The 21,515-nt window shown below is 74.4% G+C and carries 17 protein-coding genes; 10 read left to right on the top strand and 7 right to left on the bottom strand.

Features of this window, described 5'->3' with window-relative positions; translation table 11 throughout:
- The first annotated feature begins 171 nt into the window (after positions 1 to 171).
- From P3T27_RS37005 to P3T27_RS36980, 6 genes are all read left to right on the top strand, one after another.
- Entirely contained in the window at positions 172 to 1,221 is a 1,050-nt protein-coding gene (locus tag P3T27_RS37005; RefSeq protein WP_280685712.1) for a reverse transcriptase domain-containing protein, read from the top strand.
- Positions 1,222 to 1,227: 6 nt separating this feature from the next.
- On the top strand, positions 1,228 to 2,427 hold the full coding sequence (locus P3T27_RS37000) for an IS701 family transposase (protein WP_280685711.1): 1,200 nt from the start codon (positions 1,228 to 1,230) through the stop codon (positions 2,425 to 2,427).
- 738 nt (positions 2,428 to 3,165) lie between these two features.
- Positions 3,166 to 4,647 (top strand): hypothetical protein, encoded by a 1,482-nt coding sequence (locus P3T27_RS36995; RefSeq protein ID WP_280685710.1) that lies wholly within the window; start codon positions 3,166 to 3,168, stop codon positions 4,645 to 4,647.
- 233 nt (positions 4,648 to 4,880) lie between these two features.
- Entirely contained in the window at positions 4,881 to 5,168 is a 288-nt protein-coding gene (locus tag P3T27_RS36990; protein WP_280685709.1) for a hypothetical protein, read from the top strand.
- A 57-nt stretch (positions 5,169 to 5,225) separates the two neighbouring features.
- Positions 5,226 to 5,381: a hypothetical protein gene (locus P3T27_RS36985; protein WP_280685708.1), complete on the top strand. Its 156-nt coding sequence runs from the start codon at positions 5,226 to 5,228 to the stop codon at positions 5,379 to 5,381.
- Positions 5,382 to 5,545: 164 nt separating this feature from the next.
- Positions 5,546 to 5,998 (top strand): SRPBCC family protein, encoded by a 453-nt coding sequence (locus P3T27_RS36980; protein WP_280685707.1) that lies wholly within the window; start codon positions 5,546 to 5,548, stop codon positions 5,996 to 5,998.
- Between the two features lie 179 nt (positions 5,999 to 6,177).
- Here the strand turns inward: P3T27_RS36980 and P3T27_RS36975 are convergent, their stop codons facing one another.
- From P3T27_RS36975 to ctaD, 4 genes are all read right to left on the bottom strand, one after another.
- A complete protein-coding gene (locus tag P3T27_RS36975) occupies positions 6,178 to 6,609 on the bottom strand; it encodes a pyridoxamine 5'-phosphate oxidase family protein (protein WP_280685706.1) in 432 nt (143 codons plus the stop codon).
- Between the two features lie 87 nt (positions 6,610 to 6,696).
- On the bottom strand, positions 6,697 to 7,416 hold the full coding sequence (locus tag P3T27_RS36970) for a response regulator transcription factor (protein WP_280685705.1): 720 nt from the start codon (positions 7,414 to 7,416) through the stop codon (positions 6,697 to 6,699).
- Positions 7,417 to 7,612: 196 nt separating this feature from the next.
- Positions 7,613 to 8,140 carry a hypothetical protein gene (locus P3T27_RS36965; RefSeq protein WP_280685704.1) on the bottom strand — a complete coding sequence of 176 codons (528 nt, stop codon included), beginning with the start codon at positions 8,138 to 8,140 and terminating at the stop codon, positions 7,613 to 7,615.
- Between the two features lie 111 nt (positions 8,141 to 8,251).
- Entirely contained in the window at positions 8,252 to 10,033 is a 1,782-nt protein-coding gene (gene ctaD, locus P3T27_RS36960; RefSeq protein WP_280685703.1) for a cytochrome c oxidase subunit I, read from the bottom strand.
- 521 nt (positions 10,034 to 10,554) lie between these two features.
- Between ctaD and P3T27_RS36955 the strand changes: the two genes are divergently transcribed.
- Positions 10,555 to 12,381: a BTAD domain-containing putative transcriptional regulator gene (locus tag P3T27_RS36955; RefSeq protein ID WP_280685702.1), complete on the top strand. Its 1,827-nt coding sequence runs from the start codon at positions 10,555 to 10,557 to the stop codon at positions 12,379 to 12,381.
- Between the two features lie 24 nt (positions 12,382 to 12,405).
- On the opposite strand, the gene lanKC is transcribed toward P3T27_RS36955, so the two are convergent.
- The 3 genes from lanKC to P3T27_RS36940 all read right to left on the bottom strand — a co-directional run bounded on the left by lanKC (position 12,406) and on the right by P3T27_RS36940 (position 16,668).
- Positions 12,406 to 14,931 (bottom strand): class III lanthionine synthetase LanKC, encoded by a 2,526-nt coding sequence (lanKC, locus tag P3T27_RS36950; RefSeq protein WP_280685701.1) that lies wholly within the window; start codon positions 14,929 to 14,931, stop codon positions 12,406 to 12,408.
- Between the two features lie 193 nt (positions 14,932 to 15,124).
- Complete coding sequence (locus P3T27_RS36945; RefSeq protein ID WP_280685700.1) at positions 15,125 to 16,345, bottom strand: MFS transporter; 1,221 nt, start codon at positions 16,343 to 16,345, stop codon at positions 15,125 to 15,127.
- A 146-nt stretch (positions 16,346 to 16,491) separates the two neighbouring features.
- Positions 16,492 to 16,668, bottom strand: coding sequence for a hypothetical protein (locus P3T27_RS36940; protein ID WP_280685699.1), 177 nt, complete (start codon positions 16,666 to 16,668; stop codon positions 16,492 to 16,494).
- 331 nt (positions 16,669 to 16,999) lie between these two features.
- Between P3T27_RS36940 and P3T27_RS36935 the strand changes: the two genes are divergently transcribed.
- Genes P3T27_RS36935 through P3T27_RS36925 form a run of 3 tightly spaced genes read left to right on the top strand, consistent with a single transcriptional unit; the run spans position 17,000 to position 21,508 of the window.
- On the top strand, positions 17,000 to 20,113 hold the full coding sequence (locus tag P3T27_RS36935; RefSeq protein WP_280685698.1) for an adenylate/guanylate cyclase domain-containing protein: 3,114 nt from the start codon (positions 17,000 to 17,002) through the stop codon (positions 20,111 to 20,113).
- The gene (locus tag P3T27_RS36930) at positions 20,110 to 20,943 is read left to right on the top strand and encodes a S8 family serine peptidase (RefSeq protein WP_280685697.1); all 834 of its coding nucleotides are present in this window, start codon (positions 20,110 to 20,112) and stop codon (positions 20,941 to 20,943) included. Before P3T27_RS36935 ends, P3T27_RS36930 begins: the two co-directional genes overlap by 4 nt.
- Positions 20,944 to 20,950: 7 nt before the next feature.
- Entirely contained in the window at positions 20,951 to 21,508 is a 558-nt protein-coding gene (locus P3T27_RS36925; RefSeq protein ID WP_280685696.1) for a GAF domain-containing protein, read from the top strand.
- Positions 21,509 to 21,515: the final 7 nt, after the last annotated feature.

Below are 21,515 nucleotides of genomic sequence, written 5' to 3'. Positions count from 1 at the left end.
CCGGTGCCTGGAGACGGGCACGCCGGGTGCGGGAGGCGGTCCGGGAAAACCCACTGGTGGCAACACCAGCAGGGCGTCCCGGGCCGACCTCACAATCTCGTTGCTGATCCCGCGTTCTTGCTGGTCGCGTGGGCTCGGGTGCGGGGTAACAGGGGTGCTCGCTCGGCCGGGGTGGACGGGCAGACCGCCCGCTCCGTGGAGGCCGGGCGCGGGGTCGAGGTCTTCCTCGACGAGGTGCGATCCGTTCTGAAGGGTCGTAACTTCCAGCCGCTGCCCGTGCGGGAGAGGATGATTCCCAAGCCGGGAACGGCCAAGCGCCGTCGGTTGGGCATTCCCACCGTGCGGGACAGGGTTGTCCAGGCGTCCCTGAAGCTGGTGTTGGAGCCGATCTTCGAGGCGGATTTCCTCCCGTGCTCCTACGGGTTCCGTCCCAAGCGCCGGGCTCATGACGCGCTCGCCGAAGCGCACCACTTCGCCAAGAACTCCTACGAGTGGATGGTGGAGGGTGACATCGAGGCGTGCTTCGACTCGATCGACCACGCGGCCCTGATGGACCGGGTGCGTCGGCGGATCGGGGACCGTCGCGTTCTGGACCTGGTGAAGGCGTTCTTGAAGGCGGGCATCCTCACCGAGGGCGGCTTGTCCAGGGAGACCGACAGCGGCACTCCGCAGGGAGGGATCCTGTCACCACTGCTGGCAAACATCGCCCTTTCCGTCCTCGATGAGTTCATCGCGGCCGGTCCGGGCGGGCCGAACTCCACTCAGGCGGAGCGGGCCAGGCGTCGGCGCCGGAAGCTGCCCAACTACCGGCTGTTCCGGTACGCGGACGACTTCCTGATCGCCGTGACCGGGACCCGTGACGATAAGGTCAAGACGCTGTGCAGACAGGACACGAACCTACCGCTGGCGGCCGTGCTGCACCGGCTCAACCCGGTACTGCGGGGCTGGACGGCGTACTTCCGGCACGGCGTGTCGTCCGCGACCTTCCAGTACCTGTCGGCCTTCACGTGGCGACAGGTCTTCGGATGGCTGCGGCACAAACATCGCCGGACCAACTGGAAGACCCTGCGCCGTCGTTACTGCGTGGGCCGATGGTGGCCCGCCGACGGCGAGGTGGTCTTGTTCAAGGCCGCGAAGGTGCGGACCAGCCGCTACCTGTATCGCGGGACCAAGATCCCCTCGCCCTGGCCCAGCGGGGCCACGATCGACGCGGTCGCCTGAGAGGGCTTGTGGAGAGCCGGATGCCTGGAAATCGGGCACGTCCGGTTCGGGAGGCGGTTCGGGGAAACCCACCGACGGCAACGTCGGCAGGGCGCCCCGGACCGACCTCACCAGCTGGCCGAGTACGCCGGCCACACCACCCCCGACGGCCTCCAGCACCTGCTCGCCGGCGCCCGCTGGAACGCGGACGAGATCCGCGACGAACTCCAGCACTGCGTCGCCGAACACCTCGGCGAGAACGACGGAGTCCTGATCATCGATGACACCGGCTTCGTCAAGAAAGGCACCACCTCCGCCGGTGCGCAACGCCAGTACTCCGGCACCGCCGGCCGCACCGAGAACTGCCAGATCGGAGTCTTCGCCGCCTACGTCACCAGCCGCGGACGGGCCCTTGTCGACCGCGAGCTCTACCTGCCCAGGTCCTGGACCGAGGATCGGGACCGCTGCCGCGCGGCGAAGATCCCCGACGAGCGGGAGTTCCACACCAAGGGCCAGCTCGCCAAGGCCCTGGTCCTACGCGCACTTGCCTCCCCGCTGCCCATCGCCTGGGTCACTGCCGACTCGGCTTACGGACAGGAAGGACGCTTCCGCCGACTGCTGGAACAGTCCGGTGTCGGCTATGTCCTGGCAGTGCCCAAGCCCCAGTTCAGCGTGGGCTGTCCACGCATCGGCTGGCTGTTCTCCCAGGCCCCGGCCGACGCCTGGCAGCGGATCTCGTGCGGTGCCAGCGCAAAGGGACCGCGTATCTACGACTGGGCGGCCATCCGGCTGCCCGCCGTGGCGGAGTTCGACTACCAGGGCGAGGTCCAGGTCCGCCAGCGGTGGGCACTGGCCCGCCGCAGCCTGAGCAGGCCCGACGAGATCACCTACTACCTCGCCTACTCACAACTCGAAACGACTGTTGAGCAGTTGGTGCGAATTGCCGGGATGCGCTGGGCGATCGAGGAGTGCTTCCAGGCTGCGAAGAACGAATGCGGCCTGGATCAGTACGAGGTCCGTCGCTACACCGGCTGGATGCGGCACATCACCCTGGCCATGCTCGCCCACGCCTTCCTGGCCGCGATGGCGGCGGCATCAAAGGGGGCTGCAGAAACGGTTCCCGCGCCTTGGTGGACCTCACCGTGGCAGAGATCCGGCGGCTCCTGGCGGCTGGCCGCCCCCACGGGCCGCGTCCGCCACGGTGCTCGCCCCGCGCTCACTCCTTGAACTGGTCCACCTGGCGCCGACAACGCCAGGCCATCGCCCGCCGCTGTCACTACCAACGTCGGCTGCACACGATCGAGGGGCGATCTCATGAAGACCGTCCCTGATGGGACATCAGGCCGCTACACTCACCGCCACCAGGCCGCTGACCAGGACATACGGAGAACTCTCACTGGAGTATTAGTACTGCAACCGCACTTGATCATGATTGCCTCGGCGGGTGATTGATCTTGGGGTGGGGCAGGTCGAGGAGTGGAAGGCGGCGGTGGCGGGGTTGCATGCCCGCTTTGCATCGCGTTTCACCAGATCGGAGCCGCGAGGGCGGGCGCTGGAGTACATGGCCGCGTTGATCGCCGCTCGTCCCCGCCGGCAACTGCCGCGGCGTACCGCTCCGGCAGGCGGTCAGTGTGGCGGGAACGGGGCGTGCGGAGTCGTGCAGTGCGCCCCGTGCGGTGCAAGTTCCGTGGTCGGAGCGACTGTTGGGTGTGGTGGTGTTCCGAACGTTGGCCCATACGGGTTATTCGATCGGGGGGGTATGGCCTTGGCCGGCCGGTGTAGTTGTAATGGCAGTGACCGACTGTGGGGTGCCCATTCCCCTGTCGGGGCGTCGGGGTGGTGATCGCTTGACGGGTCACCGTCCCCATACACGGGCACCCTGACAGGTGGAATTCGTCGGCCGTACCATCTGGCGCGGCCGTGTTCGGGCAGCCCCACTCCCGACTCGCTCAAGGGGCTGCTCACATGGCAGTAACCATCGTTCCCACTCCCGTGGCGGCGTGTTCCGCCTTCACCGCCACGGCCACCGGCGCGCCCGCGGCGGCCGCCACCGCTGTCTTCTTCTATGACGGCGCCGCCCCGCAGTCGCTGCCGGTGGTCGCCGGCGCCGCCGGACCGGTGACGTTCACGGCTGTCGGCTCCGGCGCGCAGCTGGTCCTGGTGACCTACCTGAATGCCGTCGCCACGGTGGTCGCGGTCGACAGCGGCACGGTCACCGTCGACGCGGCGCCGGCCGGGACCATCTCCACGACGCTGTCGATCGCCGTCGGCGGCCTCGTGACCGCCGAGACCACCCTGACCTGCAGCGCCGGCCTGATTTCCGTCAACGGCACCCTGACCTACACCCTGCCGGGCGGGGCCACGGTCACCGCCCCGGTGGTCAACGGCGTGGTCGGTCCGGTCGGTCTGGGACTGTCGCTGACGGCCGGTCAGGTGGTGGGGGTCAGCTTCACCCCCTCCGCCGGCACCTGTGCGGCCTGCACCTTCGTGCCGATCACCGTCACCGTGCCGGCGCCGTCGACCTGTTCGGTGGTCATCATCCAGCCGGTGGTCGGCCCGATAGTCGCCGGCCAGCCCACCGTCGTGTCCGCGGTGGTGCTGTGCAACGGCGTGCCCGTTCCGGGTGCGACGGTCACCTTCAACGGCGACGGGGCCACCCCGGTGACCGCCACCACCAGCGCACTCGGCATCGCCACCGGGTCGATGACCTTCCTCACCACCGGGCCGGTGTCGCTGACCGCCACCGTCACCGCGGCCGGCACCGGCTGCACCTGCACCAACGTCGTCTCCATCCCGGTCACCGTCACGGTGACCGCGCCGCCGACCTGCCTGGTGTTCCTGCTGCCGCCGGTGACCCCGGTGGTCGCCGGCCAGCCCGCCGTCGTGTCCGCGGTGGTGCTGTGCAACGGCGTGCCCGTTCCGGGTGCGACGGTCACCTTCAACGGCGACGGGGCCACCCCGGTGACCGCCACCACCAGCGCACTCGGCATCGCCACCGGGTCGATGACCTTCCTCACCGCCGGGCCGGTGTCGCTGACCGCCACCGTCACCGCGGCCGGCACCACCTGCACCTGCACCAACGTCGTCTCGCTCCCCGTCCCGATCACCGTCGGCGTAGGCGGCCCCGCCGCGAGCCTGCAGGCGCTGCCGTCCTGCTGGCGGGGCCACTGGGAGCACGCGCTGGCGACCCCCTCGCACGGGCAGCCGTACCCCTTCATCGCCACACTGAAGGCCCAGCTCACTCCCGCGGCCGCCGGCGTGACGGTGAACTTCCTCATCGCCGGACAGCCGGTGGGCTCGGCGGTGACGGACGCGTCCGGGATCGCGACCCTCACCACCGACCTGAACCTGCTTCAGGTCCAATCCGGCGCCTTCACCGCGACCGCCACCGTCGGCGGCACGACGCTGCAGTCGACCGGCACCCTGCTGCCCTGCCGGCCGCAGTAGTGACCGGACCGGTCCTATCGGGCCCGGGACGTGGATCGCGGACCGGTACTGGTGGCCGAGCCAGGTGAGGCCTGACCTCATCGTCCGCAGATGAGCAGCCGACCTCGAAGGTCCGTCCCCCCGCCCTCGCACGGCGGGGGGACGGACGCGCTGGGGCGTAGCGGCGAAGCCGCCGTACCCGCCGCCACGCCCGCAACCGTACTGCCGCGTCCCTGGTCAGTGGAGTTGTCCCGATGAGCTTGACCATGTTCCTTCTCGCGCTCGGCGCCACCTGCCGCGTCACCCGTTTCCTGACCAAGGACACCCTCGCGGGCGGTCTCAGGATCTGGGTCGCCGATCGCTTCGGCGAGGAGTCCAAGGCCGCCTATCTGATCACCTGCGGCTGGTGTTCGAGCGTCTGGGTGTCCGCCGTCGCGGCCGGCTGCGCCGCCTGCCTGGAGGGCAGCCCGTGGTTCCGGATACCGGCGACCGCGCTCAGCATCTCGTACCTGGCGGGTGTGGCCTCACGATGGCTGGACTGACCAACGCCCCCTCTCCAGAAGACCCGAACCCCAGCACCCGGAAAGGACACTGAACTCATGGCCTGCAACTGCGGCGGAGGATCACCGCAAACCGTCGTTTACCAGCTGAACCTGCCTGACGGCACCGTTCGCCAGTACGTCACCTACCAGGAAGCCCTGGCCGCACAGCACCGAGAAGGAGGCGCCGGAACGATCACCGTCGTCACCCGGTGAGGCGCCCGGCATCGGGGCGCACCGAAGGCGGTCGGCGCTTCGACCGGCCGCCTTCCCCTTTCCGCACGAAGGGACGAGCAGCACCGTTGCCGTCCCGGCGCATCCGTGGGTCGGCCCGGATGACCACCCGGCTGCCGCCGCGCGGGGTGAGGCAGGACCATCCCTTGGATCTGCGACTCGCGAGGACCCTGCTGGACGTCTCGATCGTCAGCGTCGCGCTGCCCGCCCGCTGGCCGTCCTGGCAACGGGCCGTGGCCGGCGTCGAACGCCTGGATCACGGCCCGCTGCGCGGACGGCTCGGCGTTCCACTGGACCACCCCGCTGCCGCCCGCCCCGGCCACCTCCGCCCTTCCCTGGACATCACCTCCACCGTCCGGCAGCTGAAGCCCGGTGCCTGCATCCGCTGGACCGGCCCCGCCGTCGCCGAGGGACTGCACATCGACGGCGTGCACGTGTGGACCTTCACCCCGGCCCCCGGCGGCGTCCTGGTGCGCACCGAGGAGACCCACTCCGGGCCGCAGGTCGACGCGCACGTCCCGGCCGCGGCCGCGATCCTGCGTCAGGGCCTGGAGGCCTGGCTGGGCGACCTCAAGGCGGCCGCCGAGGACTGCGACTGACGCCCCGTCGCCCGGCCCCCCCTGACCAGCGGGAATGGAGAAGTCCGGCTGGAGTATTAGGCGCTGTGGAGCATAGGAGACTCGAACTCCGCCGCACGGCCCGCTCGCTGCTGGAGTCGTGGCACCTCCTCAGGCACGGAAGGCAGGCAGCCGCTCGACGGCCTGGGCGTCGCCGTCGATCACTTCGCCTCCCCCGCCCGACCGGGAGTGCGGCGGATCGTGGCGGGATCGTGCGAGCGGATCGGGGAGAGCCGCCGGCCGACGACCAGTTCCGGGCGGATGCGGATCCGGACGGCCCCGGGCGTGCGTCCGGCGGCGGGGCCGACCTGGGCGCGGCCGAGGATGGTGACGTACCAGCCGGAGCCGTCCGCGCCGTCCACCTCGTCGGCCTCGAAGGCGATCACGGCGTCGTCCACGGCCCGCGCCAGTTCGGAGCCGGCCGGGGCCGAGAGCAGGACGCCGCCGCCGTCCGACAGGTCCAGCCGGAAGCGCACCGGCAGCACCGCCGGGAGGGCTCGGATGGTATAGACCACCCGGCCGACCGCCGCCCGGGCCAGCAGCTCCAACGCCCGCTCCCGGTCAAGTTCGAGCAGGTCGTGATCACCGTTCATGCCCTCGATGCTCGCCCCGGCGGTGGCCTCGCCGCGAGGGCCGATGGTCCCGCCGGGGGTCCCACCCAGTCGGCAGCGGACGGGCCGTCAGCGCCAGCGGGAGCGCGGCTGCGACGCCTGCGCGGCGGCCGACGCCTGGCGTAGCTCGGTGGCGATCAGCGCCGCCTGCACCCGCCGCTCCACGCCCAGCTTGGCGAGCAGCCGCGACACGTGGTTCTTCACCGTCTTCTCGGCGAGGTAGAGCCGCTCGCCGATCTGCCGGTTGGTCAGGCCCTCCCCGATCAGCGCCAGCACCTCCTGCTCGCGCACGGTCAGGGCGGGCCCGGTGACGACCGGCTGGGCGGGTTCGGCGTCGTTGCGCAGACGGTTCAGCAGCCGGGTGGCCGCACCGGGGTCGAGCATCGAGCGACCCGAGGCGACGGTCCGGACGGCGGCCACCAGGTCCGTCCCGCTGATCTGCTTCAGCACGTATCCGGCGGCGCCCGCCATCACGGCGTCCAGCAGTGCCTCCTCGTCGTCGAAGGAGGTCAGCATCAGGCAGGCCAGCCCGGGCATCCGGGACCGCAGCTCCCGGCAGACCGACACCCCGTCCCCGTCGCCCAGCCGGACATCCAGCACCGCCACGTCGGGCCGCAGCGCGGGCACCCGGACGAGCGCCTGCTCGGCGGTGGCGGCCTCCCCGACCACCTCCAGGTCCGGTTCGCCGTCCAGCAGGTCGTGCACCCCTCGGCGCACCACCTCGTGGTCGTCCAGCAGGAACACCCGGACCGGCGCCGGCGCTTCGGCGCCCGCCGTCTTGGTCGCCATCACGCGGCTCCACCTTCGTCACCCCCGCACACTCCCGGCGGGGCCCAGCGGCATCATCCCCGGTCACCGGCCCCGGGCCCAGGGCCCAACGACCCCATTCCGGCCCGACGAACGGCCCCCGGGCCGCTCCCGCACCCCGGAGCGCAGCAGCGGCGCGGCTCCCGGAGGAGACGCGCCGCCCGTACCGCAGGACGCCTCAGCGCCGCCGCGCGCTGCCCAGCCCCGCCAGCAGGAAGGCGAGCGCGACCACCGCCCCACAGGCCGCCGCGAGCGCCACCCGGAGGCCCTGGCCGCCCTCGCCCGACAGCAGGATCGCCACCGCGCCCAGCGAGGCGACCGCCGCACCGACGACCAGCCACCCCGCGAGGGCGACGGCGGCGGGACGCCCGGAGCGCGGCGCCGGCCCGGCGTCCAGCGCGGCCCAGTGGACGGCGCACTCCCGCTGCTCCCCGCGCCGTTCCGATCGGGCCCGGACCCGCAGCGCCGCCCCGCCGACCAGCCCGGCGAGGGCGATCTGTGCGGCGGGCCGCCAGTCGGGCTGGGCGAGCAGCAGCCCGCCGGCCAGCGCCAGGGCCGCCCACCAGAGGACGCAGGCGGCCGCGGCCGTACGGGTGGAGCGGGGCCGGTCGGCGCCGGCCTGGAGGTCGGCGATGGCGGGCAGGTACCAGACGCAGCCGCTCGCGGTGAGGGCGGCGGTACCGATGGCGAGGACGGTGTGGGTCATGGGGCCGGCCTTCCGGGTCGCAGGGGTGGAGCCGTCCCCGCCCGACCGGTGACGGGGGCGGCGGGCGGGGACGGCGTTCGGGGTGTGCGGCGTTCGGGGGTGGCGACCGCGTCAGCCGTCCGCGGCGGACCGCGCCCGCTCCGCCCGGGTGCGCGGCCGGTCGTAGGCCGCCGGGGTCACGTCGCCCAGGTGGGTGGCCGGTGCGCCGCTGTTCTCCAGGACGTCCCGCGCCGCGATGTCGGGGTGGTGCAGGTCGAAGGCCGGGGACTCGGAGCGGATCCGCGGCAGCCGGACGAAGTTGTGCCGCGGCGGCGGGCAGGAGGTGGCCCACTCCAGCGAGCGGCCGAAGCCCCACGGGTCGTCGGTCTCGACCTTCTCGCCGTACCTGGCCGTCTTCCAGACGTTGTAGAGGAACGGCAGGATCGACAGCCCGAGCAGGAAGGAGCCGATGGTGGACACGGTGTTGAGGGTGGTGAAGCCGTCCGAGGCGAGGTAGTCGGCGTAGCGGCGCGGCATGCCCTCGGCGCCGAGCCAGTGCTGGACCAGGAAGGTGGCGTGGAAGCCGATGGTGAGGGTCCAGAAGCTGATCCGGCCGAGCCGTTCGTCGAGCTTCCGGCCGGTCATCTTGGGCCACCAGAAGTGGAAGCCCGCCATCATCGCGTAGACCACCGTGCCGAACAGCGTGTAGTGGAAGTGGGCGACGACGAAGTACGAGTCGGAGACGTGGAAGTCGATCGGCGGGGCGGCGAGCAGCACGCCGGTGAGACCGCCGAACAGGAAGGTGACCAGGAAGCCGACGGTCCACAGCATCGGTGTCTCGAAGCTGAGCGAGCCCTTCCACATGGTGCCGACCCAGTTGAAGAACTTGACCCCGGTCGGGACGGCGATCAGGAAGGTCATGAAGGAGAAGAAGGGCAGCAGCACCTGCCCGGTGACGTACATGTGGTGCGCCCACACCGTCACCGACAGGCCCGCGATGGCGACCGTGGCGGCGATCAGCCCCGCGTAGCCGAACATCGGCTTGCGGCTGAACACCGGGATGATCTCCGACACGATCCCGAAGAACGGCAGCGCCAGGATGTACACCTCGGGGTGGCCGAAGAACCAGAACAGGTGCTGCCACAGCATCGCCCCGCCATTGGCCGGGTCGAAGACGTGCGAGCCGAACTTGCGGTCGCATTCGAGGGCGAGCAGCGCGGCGGCCAGGACGGGGAAGACCAGCAGCACCAGCACCGAGGTGAGCAGCACGTTCCAGCAGAAGATGGACATCCGGAACATGGTCAGCCCGGGGGCGCGCATGCAGATGATCGTGGTGATGAAGTTGACCGCGCCGAGGATGCTGCCGAAGCCGGAGAGCGTCACACCCATGATCCACATGTCGGCGCCGACGCCGGGCGAGTGGACGGCGTCGGACAGCGGCGCGTAGAGGAACCAGCCGAAGTCGGCGGCGCCCTGCGGGGTCGCGAAGCCGGCGGCGGCGATCAGCGAGCCGAACATGAACAGCCAGAAGGACAGCATGTTCAGCCGCGGGAAGGCGACGTCCGGGGCGCCGATCTGCAGCGGCATGATCCAGTTGGCGAAGCCGGTGAACAGCGGCATCGCGAAGAGCAGCAGCATCACCGAGCCGTGCATGGTGAAGGCCTGGTTGAACTGCTCGTTGGAGAGGATCTGGGTGCCGGGCCGGGCGAGTTCGGCGCGCATGACCAGCGTCAGGACACCGCCGATCAGGAAGAACCCGAACGCCGACACCAGGTACATGGAGCCGATCGTCTTGTGGTCGGTGGTGGTCAGCAGTCTGACCACGGCCGAACCGGGCCGTCGGGCCCGAACCGACTCCGGTGGTACGGCGGTTGGCGGTGGCGTGGGGTCGCCCTGTGCCGGGGTGGCGCTCAAGGACGCACTCCTTAGGAACGTCGTGCGAATAGCTGGCGATCCATGATCGGGACGCACCGCACCGGCGCCCTAGGGCCGTTCGGCCCGCGCGCCCGGGGCCGCTCGGCCCGCGTTCCGGCGCCCGGACCGGGACCTCCGGTGGCCTCCCGCCGACGCCCCGGTCCCTCGGGCGACGCTCACCCCGTCGACGAGCGCCGCTAGAGAAACACCGGAAGCGCCCCGCGCCCGCGCCCCCGGACCACCCCTGACCGGTAGTCGGCCCGCGCCCCCGCCGCCGGCCCACCGCCGCACCCCGCCGCCCCCGCCCGCCCCGCCCCACCTGCCGCGACACCGCACACCGCGGCGGCCGCCACCCCCTGACGTCCCCTCCCCCGGGTGACCGAAGTGTGCGGGTCGGGTGACCGAACCGGTCCGATTCCGTGCCCTACAGATCGGATCGGCCGTCAAGTAGCCTGCGCCCACGCCGCACCACCGCCGGTCACGCCCCCGCACGCCCCCACCCACGCCCCGGAGGTACGCCGATGCCCCTGGCCCAGCCCGCCGCCCCCGCCCGGCCGCGCTTCTCCGTGCTCGGCCCGCTGACCGGCGAGGTGGACGGCCGGCCGCTCGCCCTCGGCCCGCTCAAGCAGCGGCTGGTGCTCGCCGTCCTGCTGAGCCGCGCCAACACGGCCGTCCCGGTCGACCTGCTCACCGACGCGGTCTGGCCCGAGGAACCGCCGCGCACCGCCCGTAAGAACCTCCAGGTCTACATCTGCACCCTGCGCACCCTGCTCGGCCGCGGCGCCGGCCCCGACCGGCTGGCCCACACCGCCGGAGGCTACCTGCTGCGGGTCGCCGAACCCGAGCTCGACGTCCTGCAGTTCCGCGCCCTCGCCCGGGCCGGCCGGGCCGCCGCCGACGGCGGCGCGCTCGCCCCCGCCGCCCGGCTGCTGCGCCAGGCCCTCGACCTGTGGCAGGGCCCGCCGCTCGCCGACCTGCGCTGCTCGCCCGCCGTCGAGGCGGAGGCCGACCGGCTGGAGGCCCGCTGCCTCGGCGTCCACGAGGACTGGGCGGAGACCGAGTTGGAGCTCGGCAACGCCACGGCCGTCGCCGAGGAACTCGCCGAACTGGCCGAACGCCACCCGCTGCGCGAACGCCTCCAGGCCGCCCGGATGAACGCCCTGCACCTGTCCGGCCGACAGGCCGAGGCACTCGCCGTCTACGACGCCCACCGCCAGCTGCTCGCCCGCGAGTTGGGACTGGAACCCAGCCCCGCCCTGACCACCCGCTACCGGCAGCTGCTCGCCCGCGGTCCCGCCCGGCCCGCCACCTCCGGACCGGCACAGAACGCCGGCCCGAACAGCGCGCTGCTACCCGCCGGCACCGCCGACTTCACCGGTCGCTCCGCCGAACTACGCCACTTGATCGACGAGTTGGGCGAAAGCGGCGAACGCGTCGCGGTACTCTCCGGCCCGGCCGGCATCGGCAAGACCGCCCTGGCCGTGCACGCCGGACACCTGCTCGCCGACCGTTTCCCGGACGGCCGGCTGCTGATCCGGCTGCGCACCGCGGACGGTACCCCGCGCCCGCTCGCCGACGTCCTCGCCGAACTCGCCGTCCTCACCGGCCGGTCGGGCCCCGGCCCGGCCGACCCGGCCCAGGCCGCCGCCCTCTGGCGGGCCGCACTGGCCGGACGCCGGATGCTGCTGATCCTCGACGACGCCCCCGGCGAGGCCGTGGTCCGCGAACTGCTGCCGGGCTTCGGCCCGAGCGCCACCCTCGTCACCTCCCGCAGCCAACTCGCCGGGCTGGCCTCGGTGCACCGGGTCACCGTCCCGCCCTTCGCCCCCGCCGAAGCCCTCGACCTGCTCGGCCGGATCGTCGGCACCGGGCGGATCGGCGCCGACCGCGCGGCGGCCGCCCGGATCGCCGAGGCCTGCGGGCTGCTGCCGCTCGCCGTCCGGGTCGCCGGCACCCGGCTCGCCGTCCTGCGCCACCTGCCGCTCGCCGAGTACGCGGCCCGCCTCGCCGACCCGGCCGGCGCCCTGGACGAACTCGTCGCCGGGGACGTCACCGTCCGCGCCCGCCTCGACTCCGGCTGGCGCGACCTCACCGACCAGGGGCGCCTCGCCCTCGGCCGCCTCGCCGCCCTCCCGCTCTCCCTGCTCTTCACCCTCCCCGAGGCCGCCGCCGCCCTCGGCCGCCCCGAACGCCTCGCCCTGCGCGCCCTGGAGGCCCTCACCGACACCGGCGCCGTCACCTCCCCCACCGGCGAGGTCACCGCCCACGCCGCCCTCTACGCCCTCCCCCGTCTCACCCACCTCCACGCCCGCGAACACGCCACGACCCTCTCCAACACCCTCACCTGAAGCCGGCCCGGCCCACCGCGCCCCTCACCCCAGCGTCAGCACGTCCAGCGACTCCCCGCCCTCCAGCGCCCGCAGGGCCAGCAGCACGCCCGCCGCCCCGGTGTGCAGGTCCGCCGAGAACCGCCGCAGCCGCATCCCCGGGACGAGCAGCCCCTCCGGCCGCGCCACCAGGTGCCACTGCAGCTTCCGCACCTGCCCGAGGACGCTCTCCCGGCTCGCCGCCCCACCCAGCCGGTCCAACGCCAGCAGCAGCCCGGTCCGGCCCCGGAACAGCCCTGGCTCCCGGACGAACCCGGGTGCGCACACCCGCCGCACATCGGCCAGGAACCCGTCGAACCCGCCCGCGCCGAGCGCCTGGTACTCCCGGGCGACCAGCGCGATCCCGCTGCTGCCCCGGTCGAGGTAGGCCAGCCGCCGCCCCCGGTCGAGGACCTGGACGGACCCGTCCGGCACCCGCACGCACTGCGCCATGGCCCGGGCCAGCGCCGCGCGCCCCGAGGCCAGCAGCCAGTCCGCGCCGGTCCGCTGGTACAGCCTCAGCTGCACCAGGGCGATCCCCGCGAGCCCGTACAGCAGTCCGGCCGCCGCCGGCTCGGCGAGCCCGGCGACGGCCTCGCCGCGCAGCACCGCGTCGAGCGCCCGCGCGTCGGCGAGGGCGTCCGCGAGTTCGCGCGGGCTCCCGAGGGTGTCGGCGAGTCGCAGCCGGGCGAGCGCGGTGCCGGCCCGCCCGCCGTACAGGGCGACGGTGGGCGCGGGCCGGGCCTCGCGGACCTGTGCGACCAGCTCGACCGCCTCCTCGGCGCGCCCGATCCGGGCCAGGACCGCCGCCACCCCGAGCGGCCCGTCGTACAGGCCGCCCGCGCCCGGCCGGGGGCCGCGCCGCCGCATCGCCGCGACCAGCCAGTCCGTGTACTCCTCCGGGCAGGGCGCCCCGGCCCGGTGCAGCGCGTACAGCACGCCGGCCGCGCCGTGCGCGACGCCGGTGCCGCCGTCGGCGAATCCGGCCGGGTCGCCGGGAAAGAGCCGGTCGGGCCGGTCGGGTGTGGCCCCGGCGTGGATCCCGGCGACGAGTTCGCCGCCGACCGCGTCGAGTGCGGGCCCGGCGAGCAGGTCCCGCACCCGCCGCTCGGCGACCGATTCCACCAGCGCCACGGCACCCGGCCGCACCGGCCCCTCCTCCGGCCCGAGCCCGAACCAGTCCCGGGCCCGCCGTTCCAGTCCGGCCAGCTTGCCGGGGTCGCGCTCGGCCAGTTCCGTCACCGGCATCAGCAGCATCAGCCAGGTGGCCCAGAGCATGTAGCGGTCGGCGTCGGCACCGTCGAGCCCGGGCGGGGGCTGGAGTCCGCCCGCGCCGGCCAGCGGCACCCGGCGGCCGGTGAGCTCGTCCGCGTACTCGAAGTCGACGAGCACCACCGAGCCGTCCGGCCGGACGATGACATTGGCCGGGTGCAGGTCCCCGAACCGGACGCCGCGCTCGTGCAGGGCGCCGAGCGCCTTCTCCAGCCCGGCGACGACCCCGGCCACCCACCCGGCGTACTCGGCCCGCTGCTCGGCGGTGCAGTTCTGGTGCACCAGCGGATAGCGCCGGATCGCCTCGGCGTACAGCTGGACGCCCTCGATATGCTCCTGGACGAGGAAGGTGTGCTCCCAGACGGTGCGGACCTCGTGCAGCCGGGGCACGCAGTCCAGGCCGGCGAGCCGTTCCAGCGCCCGGCGCTCACGCCGCAGGCGGGTCACGGCATCGTCCCCGGCGGCGTCCAGCCCGGCGTACGGGCGGGCCTCGCGCAGCACCACCCGCTCCCCGGTGCTCCGGTGCTCGCCGAGGTAGATCCCGCCGGCGCTGGAGAACTGCAGCACCTCGACGATCCGGTACGGGAGGTCACCGCCGGCCGCTTCCCGGGCGGCCAGGTGCGGGCGCAGCGCCTCGGGCGGCTCGACCCAGGCGGGCAGCCGGAACACCGGGTCGCGCCGATCGGGGACGAGCGCGCCGGACGGGTCGCGCAGCGCGGGGACGGGCCGCCCGTCGCCGTCCTGGCACCACAGCTCGACGAAGGCGCCGTAGCGCACGTACACCGGGGCCGTCCCGATCCGCAGGTCGGTGAGCACGTACGGCCCTCGGCGGCCCGCCAGCACCTCGGCCAACTCCCCGGCCACCGCGAGGAATTCCGCCTCCGACCCCGGGTAGACGGTGACGAACTTGCCGCTACTCCCGCGCCCCGTGTACTTGCCGTTCGCGACCCGCAGCGCCGCGTCGCCGCGCAGGAACTTGAAGGTCGTCCGGCGTGCCGTGCAGATCCGCGCGACGGCCGCCAGCGTCTCCGCGGCCTCCTCCGGAACGGCCGAGACGTGGATCTTCCAGCCCTGCTCCGGCAGCCGGGCGCCGTCCGGCCGCAGCACCGCCCACAGCCCGCGCTGCTCGCGCCGCCAGCCGGCGGGCGGCGCGCCGAGCCCCAGCGGGTACCGGTCGCCCCGGTCGCGGAGCCGGCCGGGGGTGTCGTAGTACGTCGGGTCGGCGAGACAGTACAGCTGGGTCTCCTGGGCGCCGGCCATGGCACGCCTCCTCTTCCGGGTCGCTGGACGGTTCAGACCGCCTGGCACATGGTGAGCGGCGTCGCGGCGTTGGGGCACGCACCTCGCCGCGTTGTCGTCAGTCGCCGCAGCTCCGCTGCTACTCCCTCCTCCGCCTTGCGATGCACGCACCCCAACGCCGCTCCTTCACCCACCCACCATGTGCCAGGCGGTCTCAGACGGCGGGCACCGGCGCCGGGCCGCGCCGGACCGGCGGCGCCCAGGTGACCACGGCCGCGCAGAGCGCGATGCCGAGCGCCAGCAGGGCGAAGGTCCTGGTGCCGCCGAGGGTGCCGAGCAGCGCGCCGCCCGCCAGCGGGCCGAACGGCTGGACCAGGGTGGAGAGGAAGCCGGCGGCGCTCTGCACCCGGCCGATCCGGTCGGGCGGCGCGGCGAGCAGCATGCCCGAGACGAAGCCGATGCTGGCGACCGTGGACAGGCACATGCACACCGCGCAGAGCAGCCCGATCAACACCGGCACCCGGGTGAGCACCAGCACGCCCGCGGTGGCGGCGGCCGCCCAGCAGCTGAGCGCCACCAGGCTGCCGTCGCGCGCCCTGGCGTCCAGCTTCGGGGCGAGCAGCGCGCCTGCGAGGGCACCGGCCGCGGTGCAGGAGACCACGGTGCCGCCGCCGACGCCGGAGCGGCCGCCGTCGGAGGCGACGGCCAGGGTGGCGAACATCAGCGCGCTGAACGCGAAGTTCATCCCGAGCCCGAAGATCAGCAGCAGGGTGCGCAGGTAGGGCTGGCGCCAGATGAAGGTCAGCCCGGCGGTCAGCTCGCTGCGGCTGAACACCGCCCCGCTCCTGGCGGCGGGCACCGAGCGGGTGCGCATCAGCGCCACGCAGATGGTGGAGAGCAGCAGCCCGACGCCCTCCGCGAGGAAGGGCAGCACCGGGTGCCAGGCGAACAGCGCGCCGCCGCCGAGCGGCCCGATCAGCCGGGCGGCGGCGCCGCGCGCCTGCATCCGGGAGGAGGCCGCGCGGACTTGTTCGCGCGGCACCGCCGCCCGCAGCAGGCCACCGGCGGCGGGCCCGTAGGTGCTGGCGATCAGCGCCCCGGCGGCGGCCACCAGCAGGACCAGCGGCAGCGGGGTGTGGCCCCGCAGGACGGCGATCACCAGTGCGGTGACGGCGAGCAGGCTGCCGACGTCGCACACCCGCATCAGCCGGCGTCGCTCGATCCGGTCGGCGAGGACGCCGCCGGGCAGCATGGTGAGCAGCAGTGCGCCGACCGACACGGTGCCGATGGCGCCCGCCTGGGCGGCCGATCCGGTCTCCCGCAGGACCAGCAGGGGCAGGGCGATCGAGGCGAGTTGGGAGCCGAGCGAGGCCAGCAGGCCGCCGACCCAGAGCAGTCGGAAGTCCCGGTTACGGGAGAGCGGGGTGGGCTCCATGGCCGTCCTCCGGCGTGGGGGGGTGGTGGAATCGGGCCGGGGCGGTCCCGCGTCGGCCGGACCGCCCCGGAACGCCTTGCGCCGCCCGGCGGTCGGGGGCGGCGGTGCGACCGCCCCCGTGCCGGACACCGCTGACCTGCCGCCGGTCAGGAGGCGGACGTCTCGGCGGAGTTGACGTAGCTGATCAGGCTGAAGCAGTTGCCGTCGGAGGCGTCCTGAAGGACCTTCATCGCCTGCAGGTCCAGGACGTTGGCGGTGTGCGCCTCGACCTCGGGGGTCTCCTCGCCGTCCTCGCCGACGGTCTGGTCGATGTTCTCGGCCATGGCTGAACTCCCTTCACTGGGTTGATCGGTAGGGGTTCGACGGAGGGTGGTCCGCCGTGCTGAAGACGGTAGGGACATGGGGCTGCGCACGGCCTGGGAACCGGTACGGCGGCGGTATGGCCGCAGGTCACGGCGCCGTCGACGGCCCCCGTCAGCCCCACGGGCCCGCCCGGCGGGCCCCCGCACCCGCTCCGAGCTGCGGCCATACCGCCCGCAAGCCGGCTGCGAACCGGGCCCGAAGCCGGCCCGGGGAGCCTGGCCCGGCACGCCCGCACGCCCGGACCCGCCCCGCGCTCCCCGCACCGCGAAGGACTAGCGAAGGACTGCCGCCATGCCCTGCCCACTCTGCGCCCAACTCGCGAGCACGAACGACCAGTTCTGCCCCTCCTGCGGCACCTCCCGGGCCGCCGCCCTCGACCTGGCCGCCGAGGAGCGCAAGCTGGTCACGGTGGTCTTCTGCGACCTGGTCGACTCCACCGCCCTGTCCGGCGCGCTCGACCCGGAGACCCTGCGCGAGGTGATCCTGCGCTACTTCGAGCGGATGCACCGTCAGATCGAGGCGCACGGCGGCACCTTGGAGAAGTTCATCGGGGACGCGGTGATGGCGGTGTTCGGCGTCCCGGTGATCCGCGAGGACGACGCCCACCGGGCGCTGGCCGCCGCGCTCGCCATGCTGGAGGACCTGGAGGACCTCAACACCGAGCTGGACGCCACCCTCGGGGTCCGCCTGGACGTCCGGATCGGCGTCAACACCGGCCAGGTGGTGGCGGGTTCGGACGCCTCGGCGCGCCAGGCCCTGATCTCCGGCGAGACGGTGAACATCGCCGCCCGGCTGCAGACCCAGGCCGCGCCCGGCCAGGTGCTGATCGGCCCGCAGACCCTGCGCGCGGCCGGGCCGGCCGCCCAGGTGCACGAGGTCGGCCCGCTGCGGCTCAAGGGCAAGACCGAGCCGGTCACCGCCTACCGCCTGGTCGGGCTGGACGAGGACGACCCCGAGCTGCTGCGCCGCTTCGACGTCCCGCTGGTCGGCCGCGAGCGCGAACTCGCCCAGTTGGACGCTGCGTTGGCCCGGACGGCCGGCGGCCACGGCGCCGAGCTGCTGCTGGTCGTCGGCGAGGCCGGGATCGGCAAGACCCGGCTGGTGCGCGAGTGGCAGGAGCGGGTGGGGCGGCACAGCGCGCGCTGCGGCACCGGCCGCTGCCGCAGCTACGGCGAGCAGGGCGTCCTGGCCCCACTGGCGGACGCCGTCCGGGCCCTGCTGGGCGACCGGGGGGCGACCGCGCCCGTCGAGGCGCTGGCCCGGCTGGACGCGGCCACCGCCCCGGGGGTGGGCGCCGAGGAGTCCCTGGACCGGCTGGCCGCGATCCTGCGCGGGCGCACCGTCGAGCGCCCGGCCGTGCTCGTCCTGGACGACTGCCAGTGGGCCGGCCCGGTGCTGCTGGACGCCGCCGAGCGGCTGGTCGCCGCACTCGGCCCGGCCCCGGTGCTGCTGCTCTGCCTGACCCGCCCCGAGCTCCCGGCCTCCCGCCCGGAGCTGCCGGCGCTGCCGGTCGGCGGCCTGTCCTGGGACGAGTCGGCCCTGCTGGCCGCCCAGTTGACCGAGCTGAGCGCCCACCAGGACGCGGTGCCGACCCGCCTCCTGGAGCGCGCCGAGGGCAACCCGCTGCACCTGGAGGAACTGCTGGCCGCCCTCACCGAGGCGGACGGCCCCACCCTCGCCGACGAACTCCCGCCCACCGGCCGGGCGCTGCTCAGCGCCCGGATCGACGACCTGGAGCGGGACGAGCGCACCACCCTGGACCTCGCCGCCGTCCTCGGCCGTGCCTTCACCGCCGCCGAACTCGCCGAACTCGCCCACGGCGGCGCCGACCAGGACGTCTTCGCCGACCCCGAGGACGACGTCTTCACCGGCCCGATCGACGGCCTCCCCGGCCTGCCCGAGACCGGCGACGCCACCCCGCCGCGGTTGCACGCCGCGCTCGCCCGGCTGGCCGAGCGCCGCCTGGTCGAACCGGCCGGCACCAGCTTCCGGTTCAGCAGCGGCCTGGTCCAGGAGTCGGTCTACCAGTCGATGTCCAAGCGCGCCCGCGCCGAGCGCCACGAGCGCGCCGCCGATCTGCCGGCCGTCCGCGCCGCCGGGGACGCCGCCGTCGGCGGCCACCTGGAGCGCGCCCACCGCTACCGGCTCGAACTCGGCCTGCTGGACGCCCGGACGGACTCCCTGCGCACCCGCGCGGCGGCCGCGCTCGGCCTGGCCGGCGCGCAGGCCCTCGGCCACGCCGACCTGCCCGCCGCCACCGACCTGCTGGAGCGCGCCGTCCGGCTGCACTACCCGAACGAGCGCACCGCCGGCCCCACCCTGCGCCGCCTCGGCGAGGCCCGGCTGGCGCTCGGCCGCGCCGAGGAGGCCCTGCCCGTCCTGGCGCAGGTCCGCGATTCGGCCGCCGACCCGCTGGACGCCGCGCACGCCCGGCTCGCCCTGGCCGCCCGCGGTCTGCCGCCCGGCCCGGAGCAGCCCGCCGCCACCGCCCGCGCCGTCCTGCCGCTGTTCACCGACCTCGGGGACGACCTCGGCCAGGCCCGCGCCCGGCTGCGGCTGGCCGAGGAGCACCTGCTGGCGGGTCGGCACACCGAGGCGGAGCGGCTGCTGGACGACGCCCTCGGCCACGCCGCCCGCACCGACGCCGAGTTGGACCGGGCCGCCGTGCTGGCCGCCCTGGCCGCCTCGCTGCTGGCGGGCCCCGAGCCCGTGCCGAACGCCGTCTTCCGGCTGCGGGCCCTGCTCGCCGGGCACGGCGCCGGCCACCGGACCGTCCGGGTCGCGCTGAACGGCCCGCTGGCCGTCCTGCTCGCCCTGCGCGACCGGCCCGGCGAGGCCGAGCTGCTGCTGGCCGAGGCCAACGGCCTGGCGGGCGAGCTGTCGCTGGCCGACGCGATGATCTCGCTGCCGGCCCTGACCGCCCAGGCCGCGGCAGCCACCGGCCAGACCGGGCAGGCCCTGGACCTGCTCGCCGACGCCGCCGAGGTCGCCCGCCGGCTGGGCGCCGCCGCCCCGCTGCCCCGGCTCGCCCTCACCACCGCCCGCGTCCTGCTGGACACCGACCGCCCGGGCCCGGCCGCCCGCCACCTGGACGGTGTCGACGCCGCGACCGCGCTGCCGCCGGTGCTGGCGATCGAGCTGGACGCGCTGCGCGGCCGGCTCGCCGCCGCCGGGGGCGAGGCCGAGCCGGCACTGGAGCTGACCGGGTCCGCCGTCCGGGCCGCCGAGGCCACCGAGTCGCTGCTGCTGCAGGCGCTCACCACGCTGGACCGCGCCCACGCGCTGCTGCTGCTCGACCGGCCCGCGGAGGCCGCCGTGGCGGCCGCCACCGCCCGGGACCGGTTCGCCGCCAAGGGCCACCTGCCGGGTGTGCGCCGGGCCGAGCGCCTCGGGGGCACCCGGTGAGCGGCCCGGCCGGCCTCACCTGGAGCCTGCGTGGCCGGGCCGCCGCGGACCTCCCGGTGCTCGCCGACACCGCCGCCCCGGACGGCGGGAGCACCGGCAAGGGGGTGCGGGTCTGCGTCGTGGACTCCGGCATCGAGCCGGACCACCCGCTGGTCGGCCCGCTGGACGGCTCCTGGGCGGTGGTCAAGGACCCGACCACCCGGGAGCTGGTGATCCGCCCCGACCGCACCGGCGACACCTGCGGCCACGGCACCGCCTGCGCGGGCATCATCCGCCGCACCGCCCCGGACTGCGAGCTCTACAGCGTCCGGGTGCTGGGCGAGCGCTTCACCGGCACCGGCGACATGCTGATCGCCGGGCTGCGCTGGGCCGTCGAGCAGGGCTTCGACGTCGTCAACCTCAGCCTCTCCACCACCCGGACCCGCTTCCTGGAGGAGCTGCACGCGATCGCCGACGACGCGTTCTTCGCCCGCACCGCGATCGTCGCCTCCGCCCACAACACCCCGGTGGAGAGCTACCCCTGGCGGTTCTCCTCGGTCATCTCGGTCGGCAGCCACCAGGAGGACGACCCGGCCCTGCACCTGTACAACCCGGCGCCGCCGGTCGAGTTCTTCGCCCCCGGCCAGAACGTCCGGGTGCCCTGGCTCGGCGGCGCCACCATCCGTACCACCGGCAACAGCTTCGCCACCCCGTACGTCGCCGGGCTGTGCGCCCGCATCCTGTCCGGCCGCCCGAGGCTGACGACGTTCCAGCTGAAGAGCGCGCTCTACCTCACCGCGGCCAACGTCCAGGTCGGCGGCGGCACCCGCCCGTCCACCCCCACCACGTAGGCGCCCGATGACCCTCAGCACTGATCCCGCCGTCGACCCGCTGGCCCGCGAGCTGCTGCAGTCCGTGGTGGACGTGGCCCGCGCGATCTTCGGCGCCGAGGCCGGTTCGGTCTGCCTGCTCGACGAGGCGGCCGGCGAGCTGGTGTTCCAGGCCGTCTCGGGGCGCGGCGAGGAGTCCCTGGTGGGCCGCCGGTTCCCGGCGGGCAGCGGCATCGCGGGCTGGGTCGCCGCCTCGGGCGAGCCGATGGTGGTCGACGACCTGGGCGCCAACCGCACCTTCGACCGGGCGTTCGCCGAGTCCACCGCGTACGTGCCGAACGCGCTGATGGCGGCGCCGCTGACGCACGGCAGCAAGGTGCTGGGCGTCCTGGAGGTGCTGGACCCGGCCCCGCAGGCCCGGGCCAGCCTGCCCGAGCTGGACCTGCTCGCCCTGTTCGCCCGCCAGGCCGCCGCCGCCCTGCGGGTGATCGCCGAGCGCGCGCCCGCCCCGGCGGCGGTGCCCGACCGCGCCGCCGCGCTCGACCTGCTGGCCGATCTGGAGGAGCTGCTGCGCCGTCAGCCGTAGGGCTCGC

The organism is Kitasatospora sp. MAA19 (assembly GCF_029894125.1).
In the GTDB taxonomy this organism is placed as follows: Bacteria; Actinomycetota; Actinomycetes; order Streptomycetales; family Streptomycetaceae; genus Kitasatospora.
The sequence above is the reverse complement of the archived record's forward strand: the minus strand, read 5'-3'. Positions and strand labels throughout refer to the sequence as shown.